Consider the following 11,796-nt stretch of genomic DNA (forward strand, 5'->3'; position numbering starts at 1 on the left):
GGGCAGGAAGGATGCAGGATGGGGGGATGGGGCGGGAAGGACCGGGCAGGCCGCCAAGACGGCCTCGTTGCGGGTTGTGCCGTGCCCAGGTGCCGATATAGGCGCCATGCGCCGCGCCGCGGCCAGTTAGGAGGTGGAAGGCGTTTACAAAAAAAATACGCGGCCATCCGTCTCTTTACAGCATCTTTGCGGGATTCGAACTTATATGGAATCGTGATGACCGGCAGATACACGCCGGCGGCGAAACGATCGAGGATCGAAACAACGGAAGGGGTTCGACATGTTAAGAGTTCTGGTACCCGTCAACGGCTCCGCGCACGCGCTGGATGCAGTGCGTCACGCTGCCTTCATGTTCCGGGACCGATGTGTGTCCGAGGTGGTCCTGCTCAATGTCCAGCCGCCGCTGGAATTTGGCCGCGCCTCGGCCTTCCACTCGCTGACCGCGTTGCGCAAGCTGGAGGAGGCGAGCGGCGAGGCCGCGCTGCGCGATGCACGCAGCATCCTGGACGACGCCGGGGCCAGCTATGTGGCGCAGATCAAGGTGGGCGACGTGGCGCAGACCATTGCGCAGGCAGCGGCCGCGAACGACTGCGATGCCATCGTGATGGGCACGGCCGGGCGCACGGCGGTTGGCGCGCTGCTGGCGGGCAGGCTGACCAACAAGCTGATACGCATGTCGCGCGTGCCGGTGACGCTGGTCAAGTAGGCCGCGCCATCACGCTACGTTCATCGGCAGCAGCACCATCTGCTTGCCTTGCAGGTGTAGCCGCTCCTGCAACTCGCCGGGCGTCTGGTTATGCAGCCAGGCTGTCAGGAAATTGACGTGCCGGAAGATCAGCTTGCTGGCAAAGCAGACGCTGTTCGGGTACTCGGCCGTCACCGCATCGACCAGCTTCATGAATTCAAGCACCGGGTTCGTGCCGAATGCCGCGCGCGAATCGGCCGCCAGGCCGTGGCGCTGGCAATTGGCGACGTAATAGCGCAGTGACTCACCAATCGTCTGTTGAAGGCGGTACAGCGTTTCCTGGCCCTCGTAGCTCTGCGCATCGACCTCTCCCACGGCCAGGAAGATCATATTCTTGAAGTGTCCGGGAAACAGGCGCTCGACCCAGAGCAGCGCATGCATGCTGGCGCCGCGGTGCTTGCCCACCAGGACGATCGCGGTGGGCAAGCTGCGGTCGAGGGGCCGCACGCGGCTCGCATCGACCAGCGGCGGGCTGCCGGCGAAGAGGGCATCCGCCCGGGCCAGCTCGGCACGCGTTGTCGTGTAATGCCGCTTGATGAAGACGCACAACGCGACCACCAGGCCGGTTACCAGCACGGTCAGCCAGCCGCCATCGGTGAACTTCTCCACCAGCGTGATCACCAGGACCGTGGCGGTGACCGACAAGCCCAGCAGGGACAGGGCGAAGCGCACGATCCAGCGCGGCTCGCCGCGATGGCGCCACCAGTAGATGCACAGGCCAAGCAAGGACAGGCTGAAGGTCAGGAAGACATTGATGCTGTACAGCACCACCAGCACCGCGACCTGGCCGTGCGTCCACACCAGGATCAGCAAGCTGGCCAGGCCCATGACGATGACGCCGTTCTGCCGCACCAGCCGGGCGGAGAGATCGCGGAAATGCCGTGGCACCCAGTAGTCCGCCGCCATGTTCGACAGCACCGCCGGGCCGTCCAGGAAGCCGGTCTGCGCGCCCACCAGCAGCAGCCCGGCCTCGGAGGCCAGCAGCGCCGCGAGCAGCGCATGGCGGGACCAGGCCGAGCCGAAGCCAAGATGGTCGATGATGCGGTCGAAGACCACGGCGTTCAGCGTCTTGCCTTCCACCGGCGCCGCGTTCCACAGCATATACAGCAGGATGATCCCGCCAGCTGTGAAGGCTAGCGAGGTCGCCATGTAGAACATCGTCCACTTCCCGTTTGGCACTCGCGGCTCGGCCAGCATGTTCACGTTGTTCGAGACCGCCTCCAGCCCGGTGTAGGTACCGCCACCCAGCGAGAACGCGCGCATCAGCAGCGCCGCCACCACGATCGGACCCATCGCCTGGGACATGCCGGAGGCCTCGCCGATGGCGTTGGGCACGACCGCGCCGAGATGGTCGCCGTGCGCGGCAACGCCATAGACGATCAGCCCGAGATGCAATACCACGAAGGCCAGGAAGATGGGCATCAGCACCAGGATCGACTCCTTCATGCCGCGGAAATTGAGTCCGGTCATCATGATCACGATCACCAGTTCGGTGGCCAGCTTGAAGGCTTGGGCTTCTACCGGCAGCAAGCTGAAGAACGCGTCGACGCCACTGGCCAGCGATGTCGCGATGGTCAGCACATAATCGACCAGCAACGCCGCGCCCGACACCAGTCCGGGGCGCGGCCCCAGCAAGGCCGTGGCCACGCGGTAGCCGCCGCCGCCGGTGGGAAACAACTCGATGACCTGGTTGTAGCCGACCGCGATGATGAATACCGTGCTGGCGGTGGCCAGGGCAAGGAAGAGCGCCAGCGGCGTATGGGTGCCAAGCGCCAGGAATGCCTCCTCGGGCCCATAGCACGAAGAGGAAAGTCCGTCGGCGCCTAATCCCACCCAGGCCAGTACCGGCACCACGGCGATCGCGTGGCGGGTTTCCGGGGCGAGCGGATCGAGCGGTTTGCCGGCCAGGTGCCTCCACCACGTCGACCATGCCGTCATGTTCGCCACCCTGGACGCGATTGCGGCGCAGCGCACGAAAGCGCTGCGCCGGAAATTGCAGCTTGCGGCGCCGCTGCACGCGCGCCAGCACCGGGAGATCGGCACTCCCATGGAGGTAATGTAGGCGGCAAGTGGGGCGATTCGCAAGAACGGGTTCAACGCCGCGCTACGACACCGGCTCTCGCAGCAGCGCGTCAATCACCTGTGCCAGCCGCGCGATCAGCCCGTCGATGGCGCCGGCCGGCACGCCGGCGTAGCCGAACACGAAGCCGTTGTACTGCGCCAGCGGCGTGCCGGGCAAGCGGTAGGTGCTCAGCGGCCGCACGATCAGTCCCTGCGCGCGCGCCGCGCGGGTGACCACGGTATCGGCAAGCGGTAGTTCCAGGCGGGCGGACAGGTGCATGCCGCCAGCGCTGGCCGATACCGTCACGCTGCCGCGCAGGTGCCTCGCCAGTGCCGCCTCCAGCGCGTCGCGGCGCTGCCCGTAGCGCTGGCGCATGCGGCGCAGGTGGCGGGCGAACTGGCCGCTGTCGATGAAGTCGGCCAGCGCGATCTGCTCGGCCACATGGCCGCGCCGGGTGATTTCGCCAAGCGTGCTGGCGATGGTCGCGGCCAGGTAGCGCGGCACCACCATGAAGCCCAGGCGCAGCGCCGGGAACATGGTCTTGCTGAACGTGCCCAGGTAGATCACCGGCGCATCCTCGCTCAGCCCCTGCACGGCCGAGAGCGGCACGCCGCCGCGGCGGAACTCGCTGTCGTAGTCGTCCTCGACAATCCAGGCTCCGGCGGCGCGGGCATCTTCGATGAGCTTGAGGCGCCGTTCCAGGCTGAGAATGGAGCCCAGCGGATACTGATGGGATGGCGTGATGTAGATCAGCCGGGGCGGCGCGTCGCGCCACTGCTCCGGGCGGGGCGCCAGGCCGTCGGCATCCACCGCCACGGGCTCGAGCACGAGGCCGGCCGACTGGAAGGCGGCCCGCGCACCGTCGTAGCCGGGATTCTCGATCCAGGCCGTGTCGCCGGCATCGGCCAGTATGCGCGCGCACAAGTCCAGGCTGGTCTGCGTGCCGTCAGTGATGAAGACCTGGTCCATGTCGCAGCGCACCCCGCGCGAGACCTTCAGGTACTCGGCGATGGCGTGGCGCAGCGCGGGCTGCCCCTCGACCTTGCCGTAGCCAAGGTGGCGGGGGCCGAGCTGGCGCCAGGCGCGTTCGATGCAGCGCCGCCACGCGGCCAGCGGAAAGCCATCCAGGTCGGGCACGCCGGGCACGAAGGGCAACAGGTCGTGCATGCCGTCGGCATCGCGCGGCAGCCCGCGCACGCGGCGCGACAACTCGGCGACGCGCTTGACGGCCCCCTCGCTGTGGCCGGCCCGCGCCAGGCCCACGCGCGCCACCTTGGTGCCGTGCCGCGTCGGCACCACGAAGCCTTCCGCTGCCAGGCTCTCGTAGGCGTAGATCACGGAGTTGCGTGCCATGCCGAGCTCCGCCGCCAGCGTGCGCGTGGCGATCAGCAGGCTGCCCTGGGCGATTCGCCCGTCGAGGATGGCGCCGCGCAAGCACTCGTACAAGAGCCGCTGCTGGGTGAGCTTGCGGCCATCGAGCTGGCGCTTGAAGGTCGAGATCAGCAGGCCGTAGTCCATGTCGTCGCTTCCGTGGTTTCTGTGGTTTCTGTGGTTCTAAAAACCATGCATTGGCTGGGTCTAGCCATGGTGCCACGAAATCCCTATCTTGGCGGCATCGCCGTAACGCAACGAGATTGCCGCCCGGCACCCACAACCCCCCCCTCAAGACAAGGAGCCACCATGAGCCAGAGACCCATGCCGCCGAGCGAACGTACCCGCGTGCGGCGCGTTGCCGATCGCGGCCACTACGATCGCGCGACGTTGCATGCGATCCTCGACGAGGCTTACCTGTGCCACCTGGCCTTCACCGACGATCACGGCACCCACTGCATTCCCACCGCGTGCTGGCGCGAGGGCGAGCATCTTTACATCCATGGCTCCAATGGCAGCCGCATGCTGAAGCTGGCCGCGACAGGCAGCCAGGTCTGCGTGACCGTGACGCACCTCGACGGCCTGGTGATGGCGCGCTCCGCGTTTCATCATTCGATGAACTACCGCTCGGCGGTGATCTACGGCAGTTTTGAAGTGGTGGCTGGCGCAGCGAAGGCGGCGGCGATGGATGCCTTCCTGGAGCGCATTGCGGTGGGGCGTTCGGGCCAGGCAAGGCCAGGAGATGCCAATGAGCTGGCGGCGACCACGGTGTTGCGCATCGGGCTGGAGGAAGCCGCCACCAAGATCCGCAGCGGCGGGCCCAAGGATCACGAGGCCGATATGGCGCTGCCGGTATGGGCGGGCGTGCTGCCGCTGCGCCTCCAGGGGCAGCGGCCGGTGCCTGATGGCGTGCAGCCCAGCGTGCCGGACTATGTGCGAAGCTGGGGGCAGGGTGTTGGTACCGAGGCGATGCCAGAGGCGGCCGGCGAGACGATACCGGGCGCCGGGGCGCCGCGCCCGTCACGCTGAGCGCGGCCAGGCGGCCGCGCTGCGTTGTTGCCGGGGTCCTTAGCGGGCCGGCTTGGCGTTGTCCACCGAGAACGGGGACAGCAGGCGCACCATCTGCGCGAACGCCTTGGGGTTGCCGGCCAGCACTTCGCCTTGTTCGAGCTGGCGCGCCTCGCCGGCGTAATTGCCCACCAGGCCACCGGCCTCAGTCACCAGCAGCATGCCGGCGGCCATGTCCCACGGGTGCAGGCCTTGCTCGAAGAAACCATCGGTGCGGCCGCAGGCCACGTAGGCCAGATCGAGCGCCGCGGCACCCGGGCGGCGCAGGCCGGCGCAGCTTTGCGTCATCAGCGCGAACAGTTCCATGTACTGGTCCAGGCCTTCCATGTCGCGGTAGGGGAAGCCGGTGCCGATCAGGCAGTCGGCCAGCTTGTCACGGCGCGACACGCGGATGCGGCGGTTGTTCAGGAACGCGCCGGCGCCCTTGCTGGCTGTGAAGAGTTCGTCACGCGACGGGTCGTAGACGACGGCTTGTGCCGGCACGCCCTTGTGCAGCTGGGCGATCGAGACCGCGTACTGGGGAAAGCCATGGATGAAGTTGGTGGTGCCGTCGAGCGGGTCGATGACCCAGACGTATTCGCTGGTGGGTTCTTCGCCCTCGGCCCAGGACTGGCCGGACTCTTCCGCTAGAATGGCGTGATCCGGATAGGCCGTGCGGATGATCTCGACGATCGCGGCCTCGGCGGCGCGGTCGACTTCGGTGACGAAATCGTTGTGCTGCTTGCGCGAGACCTGAACCCGGTCGATGTCCATCGACGCGCGGTTGATGACGGAACCTGCCTTGCGGGCTGCCTTGACGGCAATATTTAGCATCGGATGCATGAATCTCTCCAGGCCGGCCAAGGGTGCGCGGCCTGGCGCAAAAGGCCGGCGCGCTGCCCTTTGGGGCGGCTGACAACACAACGGATTGTAGAAGAACGGGCGCGTCGCTACCGCATGAAACGCAGCGGCGCACCGAAGATGAAGCCTGAATTGTATATGAACCCGCAGAACCAGACGAGCGCCGACGCCAACGGCGCCCCCGCCCCAGCCTCCGCCGCCCAGGCGGCCCCGGACCTTGATCCCCCATCTGGCGCGCCTCGCCAGGGCGTTTCCGCTGCCACTCCGGAGGCTGCGGCCGATGCGGCCCTGATGGCACCCGCCGCGTTTGCCGCGGTGCGTTTCGTGCTGGTCGAGACCAGCCATCCCGGCAATGTCGGCGCCGTCGCGCGGGCCATGAAGACCATGGGCTTCGGCGCCGTGCCGGGCAGCCTGGTGCTGGTTTCGCCACGTGAGCCGGCGGTGCGCGAGCATCCGGATGCCATCGCCATGGCCAGCGGCGCCGACGACGTACTGGCAGGCGCGGTGATCGTCGACAACATCGAGGCCGCGCTGGCCGGTACCGCCTACGCAGTGGCGCTCACTGCACGCCAGCGCGAGTTCGGGCCGCCCCGTTTGCTGCCGCGCGACGCGGTGGCGCAGGCCGGCGCCCGCATTGCAGCCCTGCAAGCCACCCCGCAAGGCGCGCAAGCCGCCGGCGCCCACATTGCCTTCGTGTTCGGCAATGAGCGCTTCGGCCTGCCCAACGAGGTGGTCGACCGCTGCTCGGCAGTTACCCACATTCCCGCCAATCCCGCCTACACCTCGCTCAACCTTGCACAGGCCGTGCAGCTGGTGGCCTACGAGATGCGCCTGGCACTGCTGGAGGTGAGGGCGACGCCGCTCGCCGAGATCGGCTATGCTGGCGAACCGGCCACGGCCGAGCAGATCGAGGCCATGTTTGGCCACCTGCAGTCGGGGCTGGAAGCCATCGGCTTCCTTGATCCGGCCAGCCCGAAGAAGCTGATGCCGCGCTTGCGCCGGCTGCTCGCGCGCAGCGGGCTGGAGCGCGAGGAAGTCAATATCCTGCGGGGCATTGCCAAGCACATGCTGGCAGCCACGCAAGGCCAAGGCGCACGGGCGCCAAGCAAACAGGAGAAGTGAGCAGGTGGAGATTCCGGCCTACTACATGCGTGGCGGCACCAGCAAAGGGGTCTTCTTCCTGGCTGACGACTTGCCCTCCGATCCGGGCGAGCGCGATGCCGTGCTGCTGCGCGTGATCGGCTCGCCCGATCCGCATGGCCGGCAGAGCGATGGCATGGGTGGCGCCACCGCCAGCACCAGCCATGTCGTGCTGGTGGGCCCCTCGCAGCGTCCCGATTGCGATGTGGACTGCCTGTTCGGCGCGGTCGCCATCGGCGAGCCGCGGATCGACTGGGCCGGCGATGGCGGCGAGCTGCTGGCGGCGGCAGCACCGTTCGCGATCTGGCGCGGTTTCGTGCCGGCGCGCGACAGCATCACCACGGTGCGCATCTGGCTGCGCAACGTGGGCCAGGCCGTCGTTGCCCGCGTGCCTTGCCGCAATGGCCATCCGCTCGAGGACGGCCTGCCGTTCACGGCGCACGGGATCGTGCTCGACTACCTCGCGCCGGCCAGTGGGTCGTTGCCCCCCACCAGCGCGCGCCGCCTGATGACGGGCCTGGTGCACGTGCCCGAGCGATGTTGATGGCAGGCGCTGCCCGTCCCTCGGATCCGATATGTCCGACATTCCGCGGGGCGGCCGGCGTCATTGCAGCCAATGTCCATGACGGCAGCAGGGCAGCAAATCTCTTACACTCCCTGATCCCGTTTTCACCGGCCAATGACCATGCCGGCGATCGCGCCAGCCCTGGCCCAGGGCGCGCGGCGCACGGCGTGGCAACACGACACGACCAAGATGTTCACTCGCCTGAAGGAAGATATCGACGCCATCATGCGGCGCGACCCCGCCGCACGCAGCCGTCTGGAGGTACTGACCTGCTATCCCGGCTTTCACGCCGTGGTGTTCCATCGCTTCGCGCACGCCTGCTGGAATGCAGGGTTTCACTGGCTGGGCCGCTGGATCTCGCACTGGGCCCGCTTTTTCACCGGTATCGAGATCCACCCTGGTGCCAAGGTGGGGCGGCGCGTGTTCATTGACCACGGCATGGGCGTGGTGGTGGGCGAGACCGCCGAGATCGGCGACGACTGCACCATCTACCAGGGCGTGACCCTGGGCGGGACATCGCTCTACAAGGGGGTGAAGCGCCATCCCACGCTAGGTGCGAACGTGGTGGTGAGCGCCGGGGCCAAGGTGCTCGGCGGCTACACCATCGGCGATGGCGCGCGCATCGGCTCCAACGCCGTGGTGCTCAAGCCAGTGCCGCCGGGCGCCACCGCGGTCGGCATCCCGGCGCGCATCATCCTGCCGGACGCACCCAGCGGGCAGCAGGGCGCCAAGCAGGAGTTCTCGGCCTATGGCATCACGCCGAACGCGGACGACCCGGTCTCGCTGGCGCTCAAGAGCCTGATCGACAACGCGGCGCAGCAGCACGAGCGGCTGGAGACCGTGATGGCCGCGCTGGATCGGCTTGGCGAGCATCTCGAGAACACGCCGAACGACCGCTTCGATGCGAGCGAGCTGCGCAAGCTGATGAAGTAGTTTGATGCAGAAGGTCGATGAAGCGTGGAGGGGGATTCGGCGTCAGCTTATTGGCGTCAGCTTACTTGCGGCAGCACGGTGAATCCGCCCGCGTCGAGTTGCAGCACGGCGGCGCGCGGCCGCTTGCCGTCGAGGTCCCAGTCGGTCAGCACCCAGCGCACGCCTTCCGGGCTCTCGTGCCGGGCGGGGCGGTGGGTATGGCCGTGCACCAGGGCCGGCGCCTGGCTGGCGCGCAATAGCGCGGCCACGGCTTGCGGCGTGGTGTCGCCGTAGTCTGGCGGCGCGTCGCGGCGGGCCTGCGTGCGGCCCGCTTCGCTATCGGCGCGCAGGCGGCGCGCCACGCGCAGCCGCAGTGTCAACGGCAGCGAAAGGAATACCCGCTGCACCCAGCGCTTGCGGGTCCAGTGGCGAAACCGCATATAGCGCTCGTCGTCGGTGCACAGCATGTCACCGTGGCTGAGCACCACGCGCTGGCCGGCGCAGTCGATCACGGTGGGGTCGGGCAGCAAGGTGGCGCCCGCGGCGCGCGCAAAGCGCTGCCCCAGCAGGAAGTCGCGGTTGCCGTGCATCAGGTAGACCTGGACGCCGCGTTCGGCAAGCTGGCGCAGCCTGGCAGCCACCCGCGCCGCGAAGGGGCTGTCGGCTTCTTCGTCGCCAACCCAGAATTCGAAAAAATCACCCAGGATGAACAGGGCGCGCGCCTCTTGCGCCGCGCGTTCGAGCGCGTGCTCGAAAGAGGCCAGCGTGCGCGGCATGCCGGGGGTGAGATGCAGGTCGGAAATGAACCACGCCGGCGCTGGCACCGCGAGGGCGCCGGCGGCCGGCGTGGATGGGGTCACAGTCATGCGGTTGGAAAGAAAAGCTGGCCTGACGTCATGGTGCGACCCCGCGGGGCCCGGTGGAACGTGTCCCGGTGATGGCCAGTGGCGGCCAGTGGCTTATTCGACTACCACGGCCTTTTCGATGACCACGTCTTCGAGCGGCACGTCCTGGTGGAAGCCAGCGCTGCCGGTACGCACGCCCTTGATCTTCTCGACCACGTCGGTGCCGTCGGTCACCTTGCCGAACACGGCGTAGCCGAAGCCTTGCGGGGTCGGCGAGGTGAAGTTCAGGAAGTCATTGTCGACCGCGTTGATGAAGAACTGCGCGGTGGCCGAGTGCGGTGCGTTGGTGCGCGCCATGGCAACCGTGTAGCGATCGTTCTTCAGGCCGTTGCCGGCTTCGTTCTCGATCGGGGCATCGGTGCCCTTTTGCTTCATGCCGGGTTCGAAACCGCCGCCCTGGATCATGAAATTCTTGATCACGCGGTGAAAAATGGTGTTGTCGTAGTGACCCTTGCGCACATACGACAGGAAGTTTTCAACCGACTTCGGTGCCTTTTCAGCGTCGAGTTCGATGGTGATGACACCCTGGTTGGTGTGGAGTTCTACCTTGGACATTTGCGTTCCTTTGTTCGGTGTTTGTTCGGCGGTTATTTGACGACAGTAGCCGACTCGATCACGATCGGCGTGGCCGGCACATTACGCATCGGGCCGTACGAGGTGGTGGGCGCGTTCTTCATCTTGTCGACGGTATCCATGCCTTCCACCACCTTGCCGAACACGGCATAGCCGTTACCGTCCGGCGACGGATAGTCGAGACTGGAATTATCCACCACATTGATGAAGAACTGGGCGGTGGCGGAGTTCGGATCACTGGTGCGCGCCATGGCCACCGTGCCGGCCTTGTTCTTCAGCCCGTTCTGGGCTTCCAGCGGGATCGCCGCGCGCGTGGGCTTTTGCTTCATGTCGCGGTCGAAGCCGCCGCCTTGCACCATGAAGCCATTGATCACGCGGTGGAAGATGGTGCCGCTATAGAAGCCGCTCTTCACGTACTCCATGAAGTTCGCGACAGTCTTGGGCGCGGCGTCCGGATAGACCTCGAGCGTGAACTTGCCGGCGCTGGTGACGAACTGCACCCGTTCGGTTTTCGTCTGCTGTGCCTGAGCGGCCAGCGGCGAGAGCGCCATCGCGGCGGCGGCGATGCCGGCAAGGACTAGGCGACGCGAAAAGATCATGCTTGACTCCGTGGATCGGGGAAACGACAGGGCCGGGCAGGGTAGCGGCCCGGCCCGTTGGGCAAGGTAATTAAGGCTTGGGCGCCGTAGCCGGCTCGCTAGCTGCAGCGCCTGGCTTTCGGGTGCCGTCGGCCGGCGGCTGGACGGCCGCGACAGGCTGCAATTGCTTGAGGCCGGCAGCAGCGCCCGCATCCTTGGGATTGCGCCGCAGTGCGTTGCGGTAGGCATTCTCGGCCAGGCGGCGGTAGACGTCGCCAAGGTTGGCGTAGCCCACGGCGAAATCGGGTTTGACATCGATCGCGATCAGCAATTCCGCTTCGGCGCGCTTCAAGTCCCCGCGCTTGGCGTACAGCAGCGCCAGGTTGTTGTGCGGCTCGGGCAACTCAGGGAAGTCCTGGGCCATGGATTGCAGCGCCGCGATGGCCTCGTCCTCGCGCCCGGCCTGGGCCAGGGCCCATGCCCGCTCGAAGCGTGCCTGGGCATTGCGCGGGTTGGTGGCCAGCACGCGGTCGAAGCGGTCGATGGCCTCGCCATATTTCTTCTGCGCTGCCGCCTTCTCGGCGTCCGCCATGCCAGGGTCGGCCGAGCGCACGCCGCCTGGCGCAGTGGCCGGCACCGCGAGCGATAGCGGACCGTTCTGCGCGCGCGCAGGCCCCGCTACGGCAAGGAGGCCTGCCAGGATCGCCGCCAGGGCGAATGAGGCGGCCGCAGTGCGTTGGCGCGCGGGCTGGGATGACACGGTTGCTATGGTGGGCAGGAACAGGCTCATGTATGGGCGGTCCGTTATACTCCGCGGCATTCTAGCAAAGCGCGGCCATGCCGGCCCGGGTATCGGCGCGCCGGCCTGCGCTGGCCTGGCCCGAGCCGGCTTGTCCGTGGTGCGGTGCAAGGCGGGCGACGACCTGCCGCGCTCGGGCGCTTCCGGTAAGATATGGGTCGCGCCAGGCTTTGCACAGGCGCCAAGTTGCCGGTCTCGCGAATGGCGCGACAATGGCGCCAATCCCTCATCCATTCAC

General features: G+C 67.2%; 13 protein-coding genes. 6 read left to right on the top strand and 7 right to left on the bottom strand.

Annotated features, from left to right (window positions below; genetic code table 11):
* Positions 1-280: 280 nt before the first annotated feature.
* Positions 281-706, top strand: coding sequence for a universal stress protein (locus A9975_RS00815; RefSeq protein ID WP_183030969.1), 426 nt, complete (start codon positions 281-283; stop codon positions 704-706).
* A gap of 9 nt (positions 707-715) precedes the next feature.
* Here the strand turns inward: A9975_RS00815 and A9975_RS00820 are convergent, their stop codons facing one another.
* A complete protein-coding gene (locus A9975_RS00820) occupies positions 716-2,683 on the bottom strand; it encodes an APC family permease (protein ID WP_183030970.1) in 1,968 nt (655 codons plus the stop codon).
* Here A9975_RS00820 and A9975_RS37860 point away from each other — a divergent pair.
* Positions 2,682-2,807: a hypothetical protein gene (locus A9975_RS37860; RefSeq protein ID WP_255502985.1), complete on the top strand. Its 126-nt coding sequence runs from the start codon at positions 2,682-2,684 to the stop codon at positions 2,805-2,807. The two genes, A9975_RS00820 and A9975_RS37860, sit on opposite strands and share 2 nt — an antisense overlap.
* 42 nt (positions 2,808-2,849) lie before the next feature.
* Here A9975_RS37860 and A9975_RS00825 read toward each other — a convergent pair whose 3' ends face one another.
* Positions 2,850-4,325, bottom strand: coding sequence for a PLP-dependent aminotransferase family protein (locus A9975_RS00825; RefSeq protein ID WP_183030971.1), 1,476 nt, complete (start codon positions 4,323-4,325; stop codon positions 2,850-2,852).
* Positions 4,326-4,487: 162 nt separating this feature from the next.
* On the opposite strand from A9975_RS00825, the gene A9975_RS00830 reads away from it, so the two are divergent.
* Positions 4,488-5,207, top strand: coding sequence for a pyridoxamine 5'-phosphate oxidase family protein (locus A9975_RS00830; protein ID WP_183030972.1), 720 nt, complete (start codon positions 4,488-4,490; stop codon positions 5,205-5,207).
* Between the two features lie 39 nt (positions 5,208-5,246).
* On the opposite strand, the gene A9975_RS00835 is transcribed toward A9975_RS00830, so the two are convergent.
* The gene (locus A9975_RS00835) at positions 5,247-6,068 is read right to left on the bottom strand and encodes an inositol monophosphatase family protein (RefSeq protein WP_150983880.1); all 822 of its coding nucleotides are present in this window, start codon (positions 6,066-6,068) and stop codon (positions 5,247-5,249) included.
* A 309-nt stretch (positions 6,069-6,377) separates the two neighbouring features.
* Between A9975_RS00835 and A9975_RS00840 the strand changes: the two genes are divergently transcribed.
* From A9975_RS00840 to cysE, 3 genes are all read left to right on the top strand, one after another.
* Positions 6,378-7,208, top strand: coding sequence for an RNA methyltransferase (locus tag A9975_RS00840; protein ID WP_150983959.1), 831 nt, complete (start codon positions 6,378-6,380; stop codon positions 7,206-7,208).
* Positions 7,209-7,212: 4 nt separating this feature from the next.
* A complete protein-coding gene (locus A9975_RS00845) occupies positions 7,213-7,770 on the top strand; it encodes a PrpF domain-containing protein (RefSeq protein WP_370563612.1) in 558 nt (185 codons plus the stop codon).
* 210 nt (positions 7,771-7,980) lie between these two features.
* Positions 7,981-8,724, top strand: coding sequence for a serine O-acetyltransferase (gene cysE, locus A9975_RS00850; protein ID WP_006163142.1), 744 nt, complete (start codon positions 7,981-7,983; stop codon positions 8,722-8,724).
* Between the two features lie 56 nt (positions 8,725-8,780).
* On the opposite strand, the gene A9975_RS00855 is transcribed toward cysE, so the two are convergent.
* From A9975_RS00855 to A9975_RS00870, 4 genes are all read right to left on the bottom strand, one after another.
* Positions 8,781-9,569, bottom strand: coding sequence for a UDP-2,3-diacylglucosamine diphosphatase (locus tag A9975_RS00855; protein WP_183030973.1), 789 nt, complete (start codon positions 9,567-9,569; stop codon positions 8,781-8,783).
* A gap of 93 nt (positions 9,570-9,662) precedes the next feature.
* Positions 9,663-10,163, bottom strand: a complete 501-nt coding sequence (locus A9975_RS00860) for a peptidylprolyl isomerase (protein WP_150983882.1) — start codon at positions 10,161-10,163, stop codon at positions 9,663-9,665.
* Positions 10,164-10,195: 32 nt separating this feature from the next.
* Positions 10,196-10,780: a peptidylprolyl isomerase gene (locus A9975_RS00865; protein WP_006163145.1), complete on the bottom strand. Its 585-nt coding sequence runs from the start codon at positions 10,778-10,780 to the stop codon at positions 10,196-10,198.
* A 70-nt stretch (positions 10,781-10,850) separates the two neighbouring features.
* Entirely contained in the window at positions 10,851-11,549 is a 699-nt protein-coding gene (locus tag A9975_RS00870) for a tetratricopeptide repeat protein (RefSeq protein ID WP_183030974.1), read from the bottom strand.
* Between the last annotated feature and the right edge of the window lie 247 nt (positions 11,550-11,796).

This window comes from Cupriavidus sp. UME77 (assembly GCF_014170355.1).
Taxonomy (GTDB): domain Bacteria; phylum Pseudomonadota; class Gammaproteobacteria; order Burkholderiales; family Burkholderiaceae; genus Cupriavidus; species Cupriavidus basilensis.

Excerpts from the sequence above, each read along its gene's own strand:
- A9975_RS00815 (WP_183030969.1), top strand. The coding sequence starts at position 281 with ATGTTAAGAGTTCTGGTACCCGTCAACGGCTCCGCGCACGCGCTGGAT.
- A9975_RS37860 (WP_255502985.1), top strand. The coding sequence starts at position 2,682 with ATGTTCGCCACCCTGGACGCGATTGCGGCGCAGCGCACGAAAGCGCTG.
- A9975_RS00820 (WP_183030970.1), bottom strand. The coding sequence starts at position 2,683 with ATGACGGCATGGTCGACGTGGTGGAGGCACCTGGCCGGCAAACCGCTC.
- A9975_RS00825 (WP_183030971.1), bottom strand. The coding sequence starts at position 4,325 with ATGGACTACGGCCTGCTGATCTCGACCTTCAAGCGCCAGCTCGATGGC.
- A9975_RS00830 (WP_183030972.1), top strand. The coding sequence starts at position 4,488 with ATGAGCCAGAGACCCATGCCGCCGAGCGAACGTACCCGCGTGCGGCGC.
- A9975_RS00835 (WP_150983880.1), bottom strand. The coding sequence starts at position 6,068 with ATGCATCCGATGCTAAATATTGCCGTCAAGGCAGCCCGCAAGGCAGGT.
- A9975_RS00840 (WP_150983959.1), top strand. The coding sequence starts at position 6,378 with ATGGCACCCGCCGCGTTTGCCGCGGTGCGTTTCGTGCTGGTCGAGACC.
- cysE (WP_006163142.1), top strand. The coding sequence starts at position 7,981 with ATGTTCACTCGCCTGAAGGAAGATATCGACGCCATCATGCGGCGCGAC.
- A9975_RS00855 (WP_183030973.1), bottom strand. The coding sequence starts at position 9,569 with ATGACTGTGACCCCATCCACGCCGGCCGCCGGCGCCCTCGCGGTGCCA.
- A9975_RS00860 (WP_150983882.1), bottom strand. The coding sequence starts at position 10,163 with ATGTCCAAGGTAGAACTCCACACCAACCAGGGTGTCATCACCATCGAA.
- A9975_RS00865 (WP_006163145.1), bottom strand. The coding sequence starts at position 10,780 with ATGATCTTTTCGCGTCGCCTAGTCCTTGCCGGCATCGCCGCCGCCGCG.
- A9975_RS00870 (WP_183030974.1), bottom strand. The coding sequence starts at position 11,549 with ATGAGCCTGTTCCTGCCCACCATAGCAACCGTGTCATCCCAGCCCGCG.